The organism is Thalassobaculum salexigens DSM 19539, from assembly GCF_000423805.1.
Classification (GTDB): Bacteria; Pseudomonadota; Alphaproteobacteria; order Thalassobaculales; family Thalassobaculaceae; genus Thalassobaculum; species Thalassobaculum litoreum.
In genome coordinates this window covers 679,017-697,017 of the sequence record NZ_KE384095.1, presented here as the reverse complement: position 1 = coordinate 697,017, position 18,001 = coordinate 679,017, and the positions used below count along the sequence as shown (strand labels likewise).

The following is an 18,001-nucleotide window of genomic DNA, read 5'->3' as shown; positions in this document are numbered from 1 at the left end:
AACCACAACCAATGGAAGATCAAATGACAAACCCCATCATCCGGCACGTTATCCAGGGTGACTTCTCCGCCGCCAGTGCCATCGCCCGCGAGCGGGATCTCCCGATTCATACCGAACTCGCCAGGATCGCGGAATTCCTCTCCACCACCGTCTGGCTCGCGGAGCAGGCGCCGGACCCCAGCGTCCGCAAGGCCGCACCGCGCGTGCTCCAGGCCGTCGCGTCGATATCCGATCTCTGGGTGGGTGAAGAATGCCCGGCCCCGGAGCCCGTCTGGCGGCCCAGGGCGGCGGCCCTGGCGACCCGTCCGGTGGTGCTCCGCCAGGAGATGCTGCTGGCCCTGCCCCGCCGGTGATCGCGAGGCGATGACGTGGTGGCATGGCCCGGCGCCTCGGCGTATGGTCCGCGCCTGCCGCCGGGCCGAGCCGGCGGCGGGACGAAGGATCGGACCTGGAGAAGCCTGACATGCGCATTCTGGTCGTGGGCTCCGGCGGGCGCGAGCACGCCCTGTGCTGGGCCATTGCCGCCTCGCCGCTGGTGACCAAGCTGTTCTGTGCCCCCGGCAATGCCGGCATCGCGCGCGAGGCCGAGTGCGTGCCCATCGGCGTCGACGACCACGACGCCCTGGTGGCGTTCTGCCGGGACTCCGCCATCGAGTTCGTCGTCGTCGGCCCGGAGGCCCCGCTGGTCGCCGGGCTGGTCGACACGCTGGACGCCGCCGGGATCAAGTCGTTCGGTCCGACCGCCGCGGCCGCCGTGCTGGAGGGCTCCAAGGCCTTCACCAAGGATTTCTGCGCCCGCCACCACATCCCGACCGCCGCCTATGGCCGCTTCACCGACGCCGAGGCCGCCAAGGCCTATATCCGCGAACAGGGTGCGCCGATCGTGGTCAAGGCCGACGGGCTCGCCGCCGGCAAGGGCGTGATCATGGCCGAGACCGTCGACCAGGCCTTGGAGGCGGTCGACGCGATCATGGCCGACCGGGCCTTCGGCGAGGCCGGGGCCGAGATCGTCGTCGAGGAATGGATGATCGGCGAGGAGGCCAGCTTCTTCGCGCTGACCGACGGCGAAGCGATCCTGCCGCTGGCCGGCGCCCAGGACCACAAGCGGGTTGGCGACGGCGATACCGGCCCGAACACCGGCGGCATGGGGGCGTACTCCCCCGCCCCCGTGGTGGACGACGCCATGGCCGCGCGGATCGTGAAGGAGATCATCGCCCCCACCGTCGCCGGCATGGCGGCCGAGGGCCGGACCTTCCGCGGCGTGCTGTTCGCCGGGCTGATGATCACCGAGGCGGGGCCGAAGTTGATCGAGTACAACGTCCGCTTCGGCGACCCGGAATGCCAGGCGCTGATGCTGCGCCTGAAGGGCGACTTCCTGTCCGCCCTGATCGCCACAGCCGACGGTCAGATCGGCCATTTCCACCTGCGCTGGCACGACGAGACCGCGCTCTGCGTGGTCATGGCCGCCAACGGCTATCCGGGCGCCTACGAGAAGAACACCGTCATCGCCGGCACCGAGGCCGTGGAGAGCGACGACGTGGTGGTGTTCCACGCCGGCACGGCCCGGGGCGAGGACGGCCGCCTGCTGGCGACCGGCGGCCGGGTGCTGGGCGTGACCGCCATCGGCAAGGACGCGGCCGAGGCCCGGGCGCGGGCCTATGCGGCGGTGGACGGGATCGACTGGCCCGGCGGCTTCTGCCGGCGCGACATCGCCTGGCGGGCCCTGCAGGGCTGACGACGCTCAGGAGCTCTCGCGCGCCTCGGCCACGAACTGGCGCGGCGTCTTGCCGGTAACCGTGCGGAAGGCATGGGCGAAGGCGCTCGGCGTCTCGAACCCCACGTCATAGGCGACCATGGTCACCGGGCGGCCTTCGCAGAGCCGCTCGATGGCGGCCATGACCCGGGAATACCGCCGCAGGTCGCGGAAGGTCATGCCGGTCTGCGCCCGCACCGCCCGGATCAGGCTGCGCTCGGAGAAGCCCAGCCGCCTGGCCCACTGCGCCAGCGGCGTCCGGTCCGCCGGCGCGGCATTCAGATGCGCCACCAGCTCGGCGATGCGCGGGTCGGCCGGATAGGGCAGGCGCAGCGGCGGCAGGCCCGCCCCGGCGATCTCCTGCAGCAGGATCTCCAGCAGGGCCGGCCGCAGCCCGCCTCCGTCGCCTTCGGCAAGACGGACGAGTACCTCGCGCAGCAGCGGCGAGACCGCGATCATCCGCACATCGGCGAACACCTCGGGACAGGCGCGGCTGAGATAGGCGGTGCGCATCCCCACCTCGCCGTCGCAGCGGATCTCGTGGTCGAGTTCCGCCGGTATCCAGAGCGCCCGGCCGAGCGGCAGGAACCAGATCCCGCCGCTCGCCACCACCCGCATGGCGCCGGAGATCGCATGAATGAGCTGATGGGCGGGGTGGGTGTGGGGCTCGATCGCCGTGCCGGACCCGTAGGTTAGCGCGAAGCCGACCACATCGGGCCGCCCCGGGTCCGGCATGTGGGGCTCTGGGATATCCGGGTTTGGCATCTTAGGATCAGTATTGGGCATTCTATCGACAGACGGCAAGGCATCACCCCGCCAGGCTGCCATGGTCACTCCCGATCGAGGCCGCCATGTCCCGCACCGAACTGCTGCTCTTCCTCAATGCCGCTCATTTCCTGACCCATTACGGCCTGCTGATCTTTCCGACCGCCGCCCTGGCCATCGCCCCGGCCTGGGGCATGACCTTCGCGGACGTGCTGCTGCTGGGATCGCCGCTCTATGTCGCCTTCGCCCTGGGCACGCTGCCGGCGGGGTGGCTGGGCGATCGCTACGACCGGCTGGCGCTGATCGCGGTCGCCTTCCTGGGGATCGGCGGGTCGTGCCTCGCGATCGCCCTGTCGAGCGGTCCGGTCTCCCTGGCAGCCGGTCTCGGCGCGCTCGGCCTGTTCGCGTCCCTGTACCATCCCGTCGGCCTCGCGCTGGTGACCGACGGCAAATCCCGGTCGGGGCGGGCGCTGGCGGTCAACGGCGTCTTCGGCAATCTCGGCCTGGCCGGAGCTGCCGCGGCGACCGGCGTGCTGGCCCAGGTCTGGCACTGGCAGGCGGCCTTCGCCGTCCCCGGCACGATCGCGCTCCTGATCGGCGGCCTGCTCTTCGCCCGCTCCGGCCTGAACGTCGACCGGCGCTGCCCGGCGCGCGCGCCGTCCGGCGACGGGCCGTCGCCCGGCAGCCTCCCGCATCAGAGGACGGTGTTCCTGGTGGTCTGCGTCTCGGCGCTGCTGGGCGGGCTGATCTTCAACATGGTCACCATCGCCCTGCCGAAATTCCTGGACGAGCGCCTGGCCCGGAACGGCATCGATCTGGCCTGGATCGGCCTGTCCACCGGGCTCGTCTTCGCGGTGGCGGCGATCGCCCAGCTGCCGGTGGGCGAGCTGCTGGACCGGATCGGCGCCCGTCCAGTGCTGACCGCCCTGCTGACCGCACAGGCGGCACTGTTCCTCGCCCTGTCCCAGGCGGCCGGTTGGAGCGCCCTGGTCCTGGCGCTGCTCGCCGTGACCTGTCTGTTCGCGGAGATCCCGATCACGACCTGGCTGCTGGGGCGCCACCTGTCGCCCGGCATCCGGTCGCGGGCGATCTCGGTGGAGTATACGCTGTCCCTGGGCGTGGGATCGGTCGCCGCGCCGCTCCTCGCCGTGCTGCACGGCGCCGGGATCGGCTTTTTCGTCCAGTTCGTCGGCCTCGCGCTGTGCGCCTGCGTCGTCCTCGTCGCGTCCCGGTGCCTTCCGGCCCAGAGCCCATCAGGGTCCGATCGACCCATCTGATCCAGATGGGCCTTAGATGTCGCGCTTCGGCATCAGTTCCTTCTTCAGCGCGCCCCAGTCCCAACCGACCACCCGGGAGCGGTGCAGCCCTTCCGGCAGATTGGTGTGGGCGGTCGATCCGGCGACCAGCACGCCCACGACGTTCAGGTTCGCGCGTTTGGCGAATTTGATCTCTTCGTTGACGTTCCGGCTCACACCGGACATCGGCGTGACCAGGACCAGGGCGACCGTCGCCGTCCGCATCCTGTCGGTGACCACGACCTCCTTGTGACGCGGGTCTAAATCTTCACGTTTTGATGCGCCGGTCACCTGGACCGGCCAGTTCTGCTCCGCCATCTCGTGCAGGAATTTCCGGGCGGTCAGCCGTTCCCGCGACAAATCGAAGATCACGTGTATCCGAGTAACGTCTTCAGCCATCGTCTGATGCAACTTTTCCGAAAATTACCATCAAAATCCCCAACGGACGTTAAGGTTTAGTTAGGGATTTCTGTGTCTCATGTCGGCAGCCCACCAAGCTTTGCGGACGAGAGACAGATGCATCGAGCCGACGCATACCTTCTCGATGGGGCGACGAACGCGTCCGCACCGAACCCTCACGCCACCGACAACGGCGAACGCCTGCTTGAGGCCGTCGACAGCACGCTTGTGTACGCGTTCCAGCCGATCGTCAACATCGATACCGGAATCGCCTTCGGTTACGAGGCGCTGCTGAGGGGTGTCGATCAGGCCGGATACGCCTCGATCGCCGAGTTCTTCGACACCGCCTACACGAGCGGCGTGCTGGAGGAGGTGGAGCGCCGGCTGCAACGCAAGGCGGTGGACGCCTTCGTCAAGCTGCCGAGCCGCACCGCCATGCTGTTCCTGAACGTCGACGCCCGACTGCTGGCCTCCGGCGGCCGGACCATCATCGACGGCATGGCCGCCGCCATCGCCGCCAGCGGCATGAGCGCCGACCGGTTCTGCCTGGAACTTCCGGAAACCCAGGACATCGTCGCCGGCGACGATGCCCTGCCCGTCATGCACCAGATCTCCGGCGCCGGGGTGCGGCTGGCGCTCGACGATTTCGGCCAGGGTTACTCGCGCCTGCGCCTGCTGCACGAGCTGCAGCCGAACTTCGTGAAGATCGACCGCTACTTCGTCAACGGCGTCTCCGCCGATCCGAAGCGGCGCCTGTTCCTGTCCCGCCTCGTCGACATCATGCATGTCTTCGGCATCGCCATGATCGCCGAGGGGGTGGAGACGGAGGCCGATTTCCGGACCTGCAAGGATCTCGGCTTCGACTATGTCCAGGGGTACCTGATCCAGAAGCCGACGACCGATCTCGACCACATCCTGTCGCTGTATCCGATCGTCGCCGGGATGAACGCCCGCGAGCGGCGCAACCGTTCGACTGACAAGTCGCGGCTCCAGGGCCACCTGGAGATGCTGCCGACCATGGCGATCGACCTGCCCATGGTCGAGGTGTTCGACATGTTCCGCCAGCACCGGGACCTCAGCGTGATCCCGGTCGTCGATCAGGCCGGCGTGCCGGTGGGCGTGGTCGGCGATGCCGATCTGAAGACCTATGCCTATTCCCCGTTCGGTCGCGACCTGATCGCCAACAAGGCCTATGGCCGCTCGCTGCGCGATCTGGTGCGGTCCTGCCCGACCGCCAGCGTCGACATGCCGATCGAGAAGATCCTGGAAATCTTCGCCCATCGCTCCGACGCGCCGGGCATCCTGATGGTCGAGCGCGGACGCTACGCCGGGTTCATGAGCTCGACCGCGTTGCTGAAGGTTCTGCACGAGAAGACCGTGGCCGCCGCCCGGGACCAGAACCCGCTGACCCGCCTGCCGGGCAACCTGTCGATCGGCGACTGGGTCAACGACGCGCTGGAGGATCTGGAGACCGGCATCGTGCTGGCCTATTTCGACTTCGACAGCTTCAAGCCGTTCAACGACACCTATGGGTTCCGCAACGGCGACCGGGCGATCCAGCTGTTCGCCGAGTCGCTGCAGAAGCACGCCGCCGACCACGACGCCTTCGTCGGCCATATCGGCGGCGACGACTTCTTCGCCGGCTTCCGCTGCGAGGATCCCGACCAGGTGACCGAGCAGGTGGCGGCGCTGATCAAGCGCTTTGCCCATGACGTGGAGAGCTTCTACGACGCCGAGACACGGGAGCGCGGCTTTCTGGAGATGCGGGGCCGCGACGGACGGCTCAACCGCTACGGCCTGCTGACCGTGAGCGCCGGACTGCTCAACCTGCGGGCCGGCCGCGACGAGGTGCCGATCGACACCGTCATGGACGCGATCGCCCGGCTGAAGAAGGAAGCCAAGCAGGCGGTCAGCGGCATGGCGGTCAGCCGCCTCGGCTGATCCCCATATCGGCCGATCTGCCGCCTCCGCCGATCGGCCTCCCGTCATCGCACCAGGGACGGCACCTTCAGGATCTTGAACGGCCCGATGGCCAGCCGGCCGTCCTGCATGGTCAGCGGCGCCTGCACCGAGGGGGAGCCCCCGTCGCTGCCGGTGCGCGAGAAGGCGGCCGTCGCCAGCCGCAGCAGGGCCGCCACATCCTGCGCCAGCAAGCCGCGATCCACCGCCCGGTCGATCATCGCCGGCAGGCCCCGCATTTCGGCCGAGGCCGCCCCTTCCGGCCGCATCATGCCGTCCAGGGTGATCGTGCCGTCGGCCGTCAGGTCCAGGGGGCGCCAGTTCAGTCCCAGATGCTCCACATCGATCACTCCGCCCGCATCGCGCCACAGGGCCAGCGACGACGGGTCGAGGGAAATCGGCAGCGGCCCGCGCACGCTCGCCCGGATGCGGCCGTCGGCGGGGCCCTCGAAGGGCAGGTTCGGGGTCAGCAGGTCGGTCGGCTCCAGCGCCTCCGCCGACAGGAAGAACTGCAGGGTCGCCGGCACGTCGTCGCCGTCATCCGTCGGCGTCGGGTCGGCCTCGACCACCAGCCGGTTCGCCCGGGCGACCACCTCGCGCCGGCGGTCGATGGCCACCGCTTGCCGCAGGTCGAGGGACAGGTGATCGAGTTCACCCGGCGAGAAGCGGATCGCCCCCTCGCCGCTGGCCGCCGTGAGGCCGACCGCGAGGGAGGGCGCCTGCCAGGAGCCCGTCACCGGCCCGGGACTATCCAGATGCAGGGTGAACGGCTCCCAGGGCCGGGCGGAGATCACGAGCTTGTCGGTCGTGGTCATCAGGTCGCGCTGGCCGTCGACCCGGCCCCAGGCGACGTCCACATAGGTGAAGCGGATCCGCAGCGGAAAGCCGTCGAGTTCCCGGTCGCCATGGGTCAGCCGGTCGCCGACCGACCGGCGGAAATCCATCCAGCCGTCGATCGAGGCGCGGAGCTGGATCGACAGCAGGACCCAGCCGATGCTCCAGGCGATGGCGGCGAAGGCCAGGATGGCAAAGAGGATCATCGCCCAGAACCGTTTCCGGCCCGGCCTCGGCGGACGGCTCGGGGAAACGGGATCGATGGGATCGCTTGCGGTGGTCATTGCCTGCGCCTAGGTGCTTGGAAGAGAACAATACGGATCGGAACCGCGGCGGGGAAGAGATGTGGATGCGCGCAACGTGACGGCCACGGACGACGGCATTGGGACCGGCGACATATGGGTCTTCGGCTACGGCTCGCTGATGTGGCGGCCGGGATTCGAGCACATGGCCCGGGCGGACGCGCTGCTGCGCGGCTACCGGCGCCGACTCTGTGTGGTCTCGCGCCACCATCGCGGCACGGCGGCGCGACCGGGACTGGTGATGGGACTCGACCGCGGCGGCGCCTGCCGCGGCGTGGCCTATCGGGTGCCGGAAGCCGCGGTGCCCGAGACCCTGGCCTATCTGGACGAGCGCGAGATCGCCCACTACCCGGTCTACCGGCGCAGCACGGTGACGGTCGATCTGGGCGGCGGCAGGCGGCAGCGGGCGGTGACCTATACCGTCGACCGAAGCGAGGCCGACTACGCCGGGGCCTTGAGCGTCGACCAGCAGGCAGCCATCGTCGCCGGTGCCCATGGCCTCTCGGGTCCGAACGCCGAATACCTGCGCCAGACCGTGGCGCATGTCCATGCCATGGGTCTGCGCGACCGGGCGCTGGAGGCGGTGCTCGCCGCGCTGGCCGAGCCTTCGCCGGCCACGGAGGAGATCGCCCGGCGCACGTTGGGTTTCTAAGGCTGGGCTATTGGCGCCGGGCGGCGAAGAAGTTCTTGAGCAGCGCCGAGGCCGCCGTCTCCTCCACCCCGCCGATCACCTCCGGGCGGTGGTGACAGGTCGGCTGGGTGAAGATGCGCGGACCGTGCTCGACGCCGCCGCCCTTGGGATCGTAGGCCCCGAAGATCAGACGGCGGATGCGGGCATGGGCGATGGCCTGGGCGCACATCGCGCAGGGCTCCAGCGTCACCACCAGATCGCAGTTCACGAGCCGGGGCGTGCCCAGGACCTGCGCCGCCGCCCGCAGAGCCAGGATCTCGGCATGGCCCGACGGATCCGGCGGCGCCTCCACCCGGTTATGCGCCTGGGCGACGACCTGTCCGGCGGCGTCCAGCACCACGGCCCCGACCGGTACCTCGCCCACCTCGGCGGCGCGGCGGGCCTGCTCCAGAGCGATCGCCATCGGGGTCGTCGGTGTCCTCATGCGATCTGGATAGGGGTAGAGACACCGACTGTCCATCGCCGCGGCACGCTGCAGCAACATTGCGATCCGTCCGCGCGCGCGGTACAGGCAGGAGGATGAACGCACCCCGCAAACCCGCCGACAGATCCACGGACAGATCCGCCGACAAGCCAGCCGGCCGACCAGGCCGACCGGCACCACGCCCGGTCGCCGAGCTGGAGGCCCTGTTCGAGGAACAGCGCGGCTCGGAACGGATCGCCAAGCGCCTGGCCCGCGCCGGCCTGTGCTCGCGCCGCGACGCCGAGCGCTGGATCGCCGACGGTCGGGTCGTGGTCGACGGCACGCTGCTGGACAGCCCGGCCGTCACCGTCACCGACGACAGCGAGATCGTGGTCGACGGCAAGCCCCTGCCGAAGATCGAGCCGCCGCGCCTGTGGCGCTTCCACAAGGACCGGGGCACCGTGACCACCGCCCGCGATCCCGAGGGCCGCAAGACCGTGTTCGACGCCCTGCCGCCGGATATGCCGCGGGTCGTCACGGTCGGCCGCCTCGACCTGGACAGCGAGGGGCTGCTGCTGCTGACCAACGACGGGGGGCTGGCGCGCTATCTGGAACTGCCCTCGACCGGCTGGACCCGGCGCTACCGGGTGCGGGTCTTCGGACCGCTGGACGAGAAGGCGCTGGCCGGGCTGAAACGCGGCGTGACGATCGACGGGGTCGCCTACGGCGCCATCGACGTGACCATCGACAAGGCGTCGCGCACCAATTCCTGGCTCACGGTCGGCATCAAGGAAGGCAAGAACCGCGAGATCCGGCGGGTGATGGAGTATCTCGGACTGAGCGTCAGCCGGTTGCTGCGGATCTCCTACGGCCCGTTCCAGCTCGGCGACATCCCGACCAACGGCGTGGAAGAGGTGAAGACCCGGGTGCTGAAGGGCCAGCTCGGCCTCGATACCGGCGACGAGACCGGCCGGGCCAAGGCCAAGCCGAAACGCACCGGTACCAAGCCGCCGGGCGCGAAATCCGCCGGGCCCAAGGCCGCACCCTCAAAGCCGGGACCCGCCAAGGGAGCGGCCGCCAAGCCGGCGCCGGGCAAACCGGGTCCCTCCAAGGGCAGGGCCGGCTCCGGTCCCGCCAAGTCTGACGCGCCACGCAAGAAGGACGGAAACCGTGCGGATCATCGCCGGAAAACACCGCGGAACTAACCTGCTCTCGCCGGAAGGCCTGGACACCCGCCCCACCCCCCAGCGGGTGCGCGAGGCGGTGTTCAGCATGCTGGAGAGCGGGCGCTTCGGCACGGTCCTGCGCGACCGGGTGGTTCTCGACCTGTTCGCCGGCACCGGGGCGATGGGCCTGGAGGCGCTGTCCCGGGGGGCCGAGCGGGTCGTGCTGGTCGACAACCATCCGACCGCCCTGGACGCACTGCGGGCCAATGTGGAGAAGCTGCGGGCCGAGGCGCGGACCCAGGTCCGCTCCGGCGACGCCACCCGCTGGCATGATCGGGCCCAGGTCGCCTGCGGCGTGGTGTTCATGGACCCGCCCTATGGCAGCGAGGCGTGGGTCCCGGCCCTGGCGGCAGCGCTGAAGGGCGGCTGGATCGGCGACGACACGGTGGTGGTGATCGAGACCGACAAGCGCGAACGCACCGGGATTCCGGACGGCTTCGAGGTGCTGGACGAGCGCAACCACGGCCGCGCGCGGATCCTGATGCTGGGCCGGACATCGGATGAGGCGGAAGTGGGCGCGTAAACTCTCCCCTACTCGTCTTCCCGGCTTCACGCCGGGACCGAGGGTGCCGCTCACCGGAGCCCTTCAGAACGCGACGAAGGTTCCAGCAGCCCCGTTCCTGGGTCCGGGCGCAGGGCCGGGAAGACGGGGAGTGAGAATGAACCTGTCTATTCCTGAACCCCTACCCATCATCCCGGGAAACCCCGGACCCGATCCGGGGGCTGCCCGGGACCTCGCAGGTGCTGCGGCCGGGTCCCGGCCCCGCCCCGGGTCGAGCCCGGGGACGGTCCGGGATGACGGTTGAGGAGAGGTGAGAGGCCCGCCCCCTCAGAACCGGATCTGAACCTTCATCGCCTGCCTGCGGTCGGCGGCGGTGCGGAAGGCCTGCATGGCGTCCTCGATGGGAAAGCTGTGGCTCAGCAGCGGCCCGGTATCGATCCGCCCCGAGCCCAGCAGCGCCACCGCCGTGGGAAACTCCCGGGCGAAGCGGAACGAGCTCTTCAGGGTCAGCTCCTTCACCATCACGTAATCCGCCGCGATCGTCACCTTCGGGTCGGCATAGGTCCCGACCTGCACCAGCACCCCGCCGGGGGCCAGCGCCTCCAGGCAGGCGCGCTGAGCGTGCGGATTGCCGGAACACTCGAACGCCACGTCGAACCGCCCGCGCGGATGCGCCGGGTCGGTGAGCCCGTCCGGAGTCTTCGCCACATTGACCACCCGGGTCGCGCCCAGCGCCTCGGCCGCCTTCAGCGGTTCGTCCATCACGTCGGTGATCACCGTCTCCACCGCCCCGCCGAGCCGGGCCACCACCAGACACAGGGCGCCGATCGGCCCGGCCCCGGTCACCAGCACCCGGCGGCCGAGCATCGGCCCGGCATGGCCGGCGGCGTGCAGGCAGACCGACAGCGGCTCGGCCAGGGCCGCCACGCCCGGATCGGTTCCCGCCGGCACCGGCACGCATTGCCGCGCCTGGGTGGCGAAGGTCTCCGCGAACAGGCCCTGTGCATGGGGGAACCGGCGCGAGGACCCAAGGAACAGCATGTCGCCGCAGAGATTCTCGCGACCGGACCTGCAGTGGTCACAGGTGCCGCAGGGGTGGCTCGGATTGATCGCCACCGCATCGCCGACCGCCAGCCCCTCCACACCGGGACCGACCTCGGCGATCCGCCCCGCCGCCTCATGGCCGAGCACGAAAGGCTCGCGCACCGGGAAGTCGCCCATGCGGGCATGGTGGAAGTAGTGCAGGTCGGAGCCGCAGATGCCGCCGGCCTCCACCCGCACCCGGACCTCGCCGTCGCCGAGCGGGCGTTCGTCCCGTGGCTCGACCCGCAGGTCCTCGATCCCGTGCAGGACGGTCGCGCGCATGGCTTCGTCCCCCTACTCGGCCGCCTGGCTCTTGGTTTCCAGATCGGCGTGGTCGCGCTCGAACGTCCACACATCCTCGAAGCCCATGGCCTTGGAGAAGGTCATGAAATCGGAGATCGGAACCTCCAGCTCGGTCGAGGCGCCGGTCCGCTTCAGGGTGGAATAGACCGAGTTCAGGGCGTGGCCCACGGCGAGGAAACCGGCAGCCGGGTAGATCGCGAGCTGGTAGCCGATCTCGGCATACTGCTCGGCGGTGAGCACCGGCGTCTTGCCGCCCTCCACCACATTGACCAGCAGCGGCAGGTCGAAGCGCTTGCCGATGATCTCCATCTCCTCGACCGATTCCGGCGCCTCCACGAACAGGATGTCCGCCCCGGCCTTGGCGAAGGCCTCGGCCCGGCGCAGCGCCTCGTCGAGGCCGAGGGCGGTGCGGGCGTCGGTGCGGGCGATGATCAGGAAGTCGGCACTGTCCCGCGCCTCGGCCGCGACCTTGATCTTAGCCGCCGCCTGGTCGATCGGGATGACCTTGCGGTTCGGGGTGTGGCCGCATTTTTTGGGGAATTCCTGGTCCTCAAGCTGGATCGCCGCCGCCCCGGCGCGCTCGTAGCCCCGGACCGTATGGTCGACGTTCAGCAGCCCGCCATAGCCGGTATCGCCATCGCAGATCAGCGGCGCCTTCGACAGCTCGGACAGGGTGCGCACCCGCTCCACCATGTCGCGGTAGGAGGCGAGGCCGGCATCGGGCAGGCCCAGATGCGAGGCGACCGTGCCGTAGCCGGTCATGTACAGCGCGTCGAAGCCCATGGCGTCGGCCAGCCGCACCGACACGCCGTCGAACACGCCCGGCGCGGTGAGAAGCTTGCCCTTCTGGAACTTGCTCTTGAGGGTGGCCATTTCCGTTCATCCTCCCGTGGATCCTTGTTGCCGGGAGGGTACGCCGAGGCGGGCGGCGATCAAAGGTGCAGAAACGCAAGGCGGGTTTGGGAGGTTGCGCTCCCCGCTGCCTACCCTCCTTCACTCCCCGGATTTAGTCCGGGGCCCACCGTTCGACCGAACGGGCGACGGAGATCCCGCGGTGAACTCAGTGCCGCATCGAGGCGTAGGCCCCGGAATAAATGCGGGGAGTGATGGAAAGGAAAAGTGAGGGAAGAAAAGGGGAAAAACCCGCCTCAGAAATCCGTCGTCCGGCCCTTGTGTTCCCAGTCGCCAAAGCGGGTCGGTTCCGGGCCGTTGTAGCCGCCGCGCTCGGGCGGCAGGTCCTTGGCCGCCGCGCGGGGATCGAGCTGGGCCGGAACGGCAACCTCCTCGCCCGGCGCGGGGATACGCTTCGCGCGGTCGGACGCTTTCGGTGCCTCCTTGGTCTGCGGGACGGACACCTGACGGAACTGGGGCTGCTTCGACTCGCTCATGATGTGCGGATATAGGGCGTTTGGCGGCGGTCCGCCAGATCTTGAAGGGGCGCCCCCGCCCCCACACATGCAATCGGGTTTCACGCACATCTGCACAGGAGAGCGCCGGCATGTTCCGGGTCAGTCTGATGATCGCCGCCCTGACGGCGCTGTTCATGGGCGTGGGCTACCTGCTGGGCGGCAGCGGCGGCATGGTGATCGCCCTGCTGCTGGCCGGCGGCATGAACCTGTTCGCCTACTGGAACTCCGACAAGATGGTCCTGCGGATGCACGGAGCCCGGCAGATCGGCCGGACCGAGCTGCCCTGGTTCCACGACATGATCGGCCAGCTCGCGCAGCGCGCGGATCTGCCGATGCCCAAGGTCTATGTGATCGACCAGGATCAGCCCAACGCCTTCGCCACCGGCCGCAACCCGGAAAACGCCGCCGTCGCCGCGACCACCGGCCTGCTGCGCCACCTCTCCCACGAGGAGATCGCCGGGGTGATGGCCCACGAGCTGGCGCATGTGAAGAACCGCGACACCCTGATCATGACCATCACCGCCACCATCGCCGGGGCGATCTCGATGCTGGCCAACATGGCGATGTGGAGCTCGTTCCTGGGTGGCAACCGCAACAATCCGATGGGCATCGTCGGCGTGCTGGCCATGACGATCCTGGCGCCGCTGGCCGCCACCCTGGTGCAGATGGCGATCAGCCGGGTGCGGGAATACGACGCCGACCGGATCGGCGCGGAGATCTGCGGCCGGCCGCTCTGGCTCGCCTCGGCCCTGCAGAAGCTGGAGAACGGCGCGCGCCAGATCGACAACCACGCCGCCGAGAACAACCCGGCGACGGCGCATATGTTCATCGTCAATCCGCTGCACGCCCATGCGCTGGACGGCCTGTTCGCCACCCACCCGCCGATGCGCGAGCGGATCGCCCGGCTGATGGCGCTGGCCGGACAGGACGCGCCGCAGCGGGGGCCGTGGGGGTAGAACCCTAGCCCTTCCCCAGGAACCCGAGCACCGCCTCGTCGAACAGTTTCGGCTGCTCGATATTCGCCAGATGCGCCGCCTCGGGCAGGATCTCCAGCCTGGCGCCCTCGATGCGCTTCTGGATCTCGCGGGCGGCATCGGGAGTGGTGCCGGGATCGTCGGCGCCGACCACCACCAGGGTCGGGGCGGCGATCGCCTGGATGGTCTCGCGCTGGTCCATCGCCTGGATCGCCCGGCAGCAGCCCACGAAGCCGGCCACCGGCGTGTTCAGGATCATCTCGCGGACCTTGTCCACCGCGTCCGGGTCGCGCTTCTGAAACGGCTCGGTGAACCAGCGCATGATCGTGGCGTCGACGACGCCCTCCATCCCGTCCACCGCGGCGGTGTCGATCCGCCCCTCCCACAGCTCGGGCGGGCCCATGTAACAGGCGGTGTCGCAGAGCACGAGCCGCTCGACCCGGTCGGGATGCAGCGTGGCGAGCCGCTGACCGACCATGCCGCCCTTGGACAGGCCGCAGAAATCCGTCTTGTCGATGCCCAGGTGGTCGAGCAGGCCGATCGCGTCGTCGACCAGGGTCTCGATGCTGTAGGCGCCGTCGGGTGCCGACGACTTGCCGTGGCCGCGGCTGTCGTAGCGGATCACCTTGTAGTGCTTGCGGAACGCCGGCATCTGCGGGTCCCACATGTGCAGCGTGGAGGCCAGCGAATTGGAGAACAGGATCGGCGGGCCGTCCTCCCGGCCGGAAATCTCGTAATACAGATCGATGCCGTTGATCTTGGCGTGCGGCATGGCGTTTCCCCGCTTGGTTCTTCGTTGAGCCCGAGTGATGGGCAGACGATGGATGGATTGTCGTTCCGGATCGGTCCGATCATTACACCGCCCCGCCGCCCCGGCGTCGACCCTCGACATGTGGAGCTTCGGCATCCGCGGGGCCTTCGAGCCTCGACATCGCCGGCCTCGAGGTGTCGAATGCCCCGGCTTCCGCCCAGAGGACCGACATGCCCATTCCCGCGCTGACCGTCGACGACCTGTACCGCCACACCGACCTCTCCAAACTCGGCTTCAAGACCACCAAGGAGCTGGAGCCGGTCGACACGCTGATCGGCCAGGACCGCGCGCTGGAGGCGGTGCGCTTCGCCGCCCGCATGCGGTCCCGCGGCTACAACCTGTTCGTCATCGGACCCAAGGGCTCCGGCAAGCACGCCGCCGTGCGCGGCTATCTCCGGGACCGGGCCGCCCGGTTCCCCGCCGGGGACGACTGGGTCTATGTCAACGACTTCAAGGATCCGCACCGGCCCCTCGCCCTGCGCCTGCCGCCTAGCGAGGGACCTAACCTGCACCGGCGGATCGAGAAGCTGATCGCCGATCTGACCGCCTCGGTCGCCGCCGTGCTCGAGGGCGAGGAGTACCGCGGCCGCCGCGAGGCGATCGACCAGGAATTCGCCAAGCAGGGCGAGCAGTCGCTGGAAGGCGTGGCCGCCGCCGCCAAGGAGCGCGACCTGCTGCTTGTGCGCACGGAGCAGGGCTTCGCCGTGGTGCCGGAGGATGGCGGCAAGCCGATGGCGCAGGAGAAGTTCAATGCCCTGCCGCAGATCCGGCGCGAGCGGCTGCAGGCCGCCATTCAGGAGGTCCAGGCGCTGCTGCGCGATGCCCTGCACAAGGCGCCGCTGCTGGAGCGCGACCGCCAGAAGGCGATCCGGGCGCTGAACGACAGCGTCGCGCGGTCCCTGGTGGACGAGGAGATGACCGAGGTCCGCGAGGGCATGACCCCGACCGAGGAGCTGGCGGCCTGGCTGGCCGCGCTGGAGGAGGATCTGATCGAGAAGATCCACGTCTTCGCCCAGCCGGCTGAGGCGCGGCAGGGGCAGGGGTCGGGATCTGGGCAGGGGTCAGGGCCGACCGATCCGGCCGCCGCTCCCGACCCCCAGCGCCGGTTCCGGGTCAACGTCTTCGTCAGCCACGAGGCCGAGGTCGGCGCGCCGGTGGTGATCGAGGACCACCCGACCCTCGGCCGGCTGGTCGGCCGCATCGAGTACCGAGCCCAGATGGGCTCAATGCTGACCGACTTCACCCTGATCCGCCCCGGCGCCCTGCACTGCGCCAATGGCGGCTATCTGCTGATCGACGCACTGAAACTGCTCCAGCAGCCGTTCGCCTGGGACGCCCTGAAACGTGCGCTGTACAGCGGCCGGGTGACGATCGAGAGCCCGCAGGACGCGGCGACCACCACCCTCGCGGTGTCGATCCAGCCGGCCGACATCCCGCTGTCGGTCAAGGTGGTGCTGTTCGGCGACCAGCGGCTCTATCACACCCTGGCGGCGGCCGATCCGGACTTCGCCGACCTGTTCAAGGTGGCCGCCGATTTCGACGACATCATGGAGCGCGACGACGAGCACGACGCGCTCTATGCGCGCCTGATCGCCACCATCCAGAAGAACGAGACCCTGCGTCCCTTCGACCGCAAGGCGGTGGAGCGGGTGATCGAGCACTGCTCGCGGCTGGTCGCCGACCGGGATCGGGTGACCACCCGGGTCGGGCTGATCGCCGACCTGATGCGGGAGGCCGACTACCAGGCCCGCGAGCACAACCACAAGACCGTGGTCGAGGCGGATGTCGAGGCCGCCCTGGAGGCCTATCGCCGGCGCTCCGACCGGATCGAACGGCGCATGCGCGAACAGATCCTGGCCGAGACCATGCTGATCGACACCGACGGAGCGGAGGTCGGCCAGGTCAACGGGCTCAGCGTGCTGCAGATCGGGACCCACGGCTTCGGTCGGCCGACCCGGATCACCGCGCGCGTGCGTCCCGGCAACGGGAAGGTCGTCGATATCGAGCGCGAGGTCGAGCTGGGCGGCCCGCTGCACTCAAAGGGGATGCTGATCCTGCAGGGATATCTGGCGGCGACCTACGCCACCGACGTGCCCGCCTCGCTGCAGGCCAGCGTGGTGTTCGAGCAGTCCTATGGCGGGGTGGACGGCGACAGCGCGTCATCCACCGAACTCTACGCCCTGCTCTCGGCCCTGTCGGAGGTGCCGATCCGCCAGGGCATCGCGGTCACCGGCTCGGTCAACCAGATGGGCGACGTCCAGGCGATCGGCGGGGTGAACGAGAAGATCGAAGGTTTCTTCGACATCTGCGCCGCCCGCGGCCTGACCGGCGATCAGGGGGTGATGATCCCGGCCGCCAACACCCGCCACCTGATGCTCAAGGAAGAGGTGCGCGACGCGGTGAAGGCCGGGAAGTTCAAGGTCTGGGCGGTGTCGACCATCGCCGAGGGGATCGAGATCCTGACCGGCGTGCCCGCCGGCCCGCGCGGGGCCGACGGATCCTATCCGGACGGCACGGTCAATGCCCGGGTCGAGGCGCGGATGCGGGCCTTCGCCGAGACCCGGCGCCGGTTCATCGAGCGCGAGGTCTAGAGACCGCGGGGCTTAGACCTTGGGCTCCGGCCCCGTCCACTCGCTGACCACGTCCTCATAGGCCGGACGGCCGCGTTCGGTCGGCGCCTCGGTCGGGGTGCCGATATAGATGAAGCCGATGATGTCGGTGTCGGCGTCGTGGCCCAGCGCCTCCTTCACCGTGGGGTGGAAGGCCGGCCATTCGGTCAGCCACTGGGCGGCGAAGCCGCTGGCATGGGCCGCCACCAGGATGTTCTGGCAGAGCGCACCGCCGGACAGCCGCTGCTCCAGCTCCGGGATCTTGGGATGGTGCGGGTCGATCTTGGAGGTCACCGCCAGCAGCACCGGGCTGCGCGACGGGCGAAGCCGCTCCATGTCCACCAGCCGCTTCTCGGCATCCGGATTGTCGGCCAGATAGACCGATGCCAGCACGTCGCCCAGGGCGAGCTGGCCCTCCTTGAGCAGGACCTGGACCCGCCAGGGGCCGATCTTGCCGTGGTCGGGGACGCGCAGGCCGGCGGCGATGATCTTCTGCAGGGTGGCGGCGTCGGGCCCCGGCTCGCTCAGATTCTTGGCGACGACCGAGCGGCGGGTCAGCAGCAGGTCGAGCGTGTCGGGGGATGCGGCGGTCGCGACGGTTTCAGCGACAGACATGTGAACGTGCTCCGATTGAGTATGCCGCGAAGATAGGGTTCCATACCCTTGAGGCAAAGACCCATCGG

18 protein-coding genes are annotated in these 18,001 nt (G+C 69.4%); 9 read left to right on the top strand and 9 right to left on the bottom strand.

The features are described 5' to 3' along the window. Positions 1-23: 23 nt before the first annotated feature. Together G578_RS29800 and purD are read left to right on the top strand one after the other, a co-directional pair. Positions 24-353 carry a hypothetical protein gene (locus G578_RS29800; protein ID WP_028796347.1) on the top strand — a complete coding sequence of 110 codons (330 nt, stop codon included), beginning with the start codon at positions 24-26 and terminating at the stop codon, positions 351-353. 110 nt (positions 354-463) lie between these two features. Continuing rightward, a complete protein-coding gene (gene purD / locus G578_RS0123710) occupies positions 464-1,735 on the top strand; it encodes a phosphoribosylamine--glycine ligase (RefSeq protein ID WP_028796346.1) in 1,272 nt (423 codons plus the stop codon). A 6-nt stretch (positions 1,736-1,741) separates the two neighbouring features. Here purD and G578_RS0123705 read toward each other — a convergent pair whose 3' ends face one another. Next, the gene (locus G578_RS0123705; RefSeq protein WP_038015779.1) at positions 1,742-2,488 is read right to left on the bottom strand and encodes an AraC family transcriptional regulator; all 747 of its coding nucleotides are present in this window, start codon (positions 2,486-2,488) and stop codon (positions 1,742-1,744) included. A 116-nt stretch (positions 2,489-2,604) separates the two neighbouring features. On the opposite strand from G578_RS0123705, the gene G578_RS0123700 reads away from it, so the two are divergent. Beyond that, on the top strand, positions 2,605-3,795 hold the full coding sequence (locus tag G578_RS0123700) for an MFS transporter (protein WP_028796344.1): 1,191 nt from the start codon (positions 2,605-2,607) through the stop codon (positions 3,793-3,795). Between the two features lie 12 nt (positions 3,796-3,807). On the opposite strand, the gene G578_RS0123695 is transcribed toward G578_RS0123700, so the two are convergent. Beyond that, a complete protein-coding gene (locus G578_RS0123695; RefSeq protein WP_028796343.1) occupies positions 3,808-4,185 on the bottom strand; it encodes a TIR domain-containing protein in 378 nt (125 codons plus the stop codon). Between the two features lie 144 nt (positions 4,186-4,329). Here G578_RS0123695 and G578_RS27965 point away from each other — a divergent pair, with 144 nt between their 5' ends. Then, positions 4,330-6,153 carry a GGDEF domain-containing protein gene (locus tag G578_RS27965; protein ID WP_051245219.1) on the top strand — a complete coding sequence of 608 codons (1,824 nt, stop codon included), beginning with the start codon at positions 4,330-4,332 and terminating at the stop codon, positions 6,151-6,153. Between the two features lie 44 nt (positions 6,154-6,197). On the opposite strand, the gene G578_RS0123685 is transcribed toward G578_RS27965, so the two are convergent. Continuing rightward, positions 6,198-7,211: a DUF2125 domain-containing protein gene (locus G578_RS0123685; RefSeq protein WP_028796342.1), complete on the bottom strand. Its 1,014-nt coding sequence runs from the start codon at positions 7,209-7,211 to the stop codon at positions 6,198-6,200. Between the two features lie 154 nt (positions 7,212-7,365). Here G578_RS0123685 and G578_RS27960 point away from each other — a divergent pair, with 154 nt between their 5' ends. Continuing rightward, positions 7,366-7,959 carry a gamma-glutamylcyclotransferase gene (locus tag G578_RS27960; protein ID WP_245565681.1) on the top strand — a complete coding sequence of 198 codons (594 nt, stop codon included), beginning with the start codon at positions 7,366-7,368 and terminating at the stop codon, positions 7,957-7,959. A gap of 7 nt (positions 7,960-7,966) precedes the next feature. Here the strand turns inward: G578_RS27960 and G578_RS0123675 are convergent, their stop codons facing one another. Beyond that, on the bottom strand, positions 7,967-8,401 hold the full coding sequence (locus G578_RS0123675) for a nucleoside deaminase (protein WP_028796341.1): 435 nt from the start codon (positions 8,399-8,401) through the stop codon (positions 7,967-7,969). Between the two features lie 116 nt (positions 8,402-8,517). Here G578_RS0123675 and G578_RS0123670 point away from each other — a divergent pair, with 116 nt between their 5' ends. Together G578_RS0123670 and rsmD are read left to right on the top strand one after the other, a co-directional pair. Beyond that, positions 8,518-9,606, top strand: coding sequence for a pseudouridine synthase (locus tag G578_RS0123670; RefSeq protein ID WP_169400904.1), 1,089 nt, complete (start codon positions 8,518-8,520; stop codon positions 9,604-9,606). Continuing rightward, positions 9,572-10,150 carry a 16S rRNA (guanine(966)-N(2))-methyltransferase RsmD gene (gene rsmD / locus G578_RS0123665; protein ID WP_028796339.1) on the top strand — a complete coding sequence of 193 codons (579 nt, stop codon included), beginning with the start codon at positions 9,572-9,574 and terminating at the stop codon, positions 10,148-10,150. The genes G578_RS0123670 and rsmD overlap by 35 nt, the downstream gene beginning before the upstream one ends. Before the next feature lie 306 nt (positions 10,151-10,456). Here rsmD and G578_RS0123660 read toward each other — a convergent pair whose 3' ends face one another. The 3 genes from G578_RS0123660 to G578_RS27955 form a co-directional block, all read right to left on the bottom strand. Continuing rightward, positions 10,457-11,494: an L-idonate 5-dehydrogenase gene (locus G578_RS0123660; RefSeq protein WP_028796338.1), complete on the bottom strand. Its 1,038-nt coding sequence runs from the start codon at positions 11,492-11,494 to the stop codon at positions 10,457-10,459. A gap of 12 nt (positions 11,495-11,506) precedes the next feature. Next, positions 11,507-12,388 (bottom strand): isocitrate lyase/PEP mutase family protein, encoded by an 882-nt coding sequence (locus tag G578_RS0123655; protein ID WP_028796337.1) that lies wholly within the window; start codon positions 12,386-12,388, stop codon positions 11,507-11,509. Between the two features lie 275 nt (positions 12,389-12,663). Next, entirely contained in the window at positions 12,664-12,903 is a 240-nt protein-coding gene (locus G578_RS27955) for a DUF1674 domain-containing protein (RefSeq protein ID WP_038015776.1), read from the bottom strand. Positions 12,904-13,013: 110 nt separating this feature from the next. Here G578_RS27955 and htpX point away from each other — a divergent pair, with 110 nt between their 5' ends. Beyond that, entirely contained in the window at positions 13,014-13,880 is an 867-nt protein-coding gene (gene htpX, locus G578_RS0123645; RefSeq protein ID WP_028796336.1) for a zinc metalloprotease HtpX, read from the top strand. Positions 13,881-13,884: 4 nt separating this feature from the next. Here the strand turns inward: htpX and pcaD are convergent, their stop codons facing one another. Then, positions 13,885-14,670 carry a 3-oxoadipate enol-lactonase gene (gene pcaD / locus G578_RS0123640; RefSeq protein WP_028796335.1) on the bottom strand — a complete coding sequence of 262 codons (786 nt, stop codon included), beginning with the start codon at positions 14,668-14,670 and terminating at the stop codon, positions 13,885-13,887. A 209-nt stretch (positions 14,671-14,879) separates the two neighbouring features. On the opposite strand from pcaD, the gene G578_RS0123635 reads away from it, so the two are divergent. Then, entirely contained in the window at positions 14,880-17,300 is a 2,421-nt protein-coding gene (locus tag G578_RS0123635) for a Lon protease family protein (RefSeq protein WP_028796334.1), read from the top strand. Between the two features lie 12 nt (positions 17,301-17,312). Here G578_RS0123635 and G578_RS0123630 read toward each other — a convergent pair whose 3' ends face one another. Then, positions 17,313-17,933, bottom strand: coding sequence for a nitroreductase family protein (locus tag G578_RS0123630; protein ID WP_051245218.1), 621 nt, complete (start codon positions 17,931-17,933; stop codon positions 17,313-17,315). Positions 17,934-18,001: the final 68 nt, after the last annotated feature.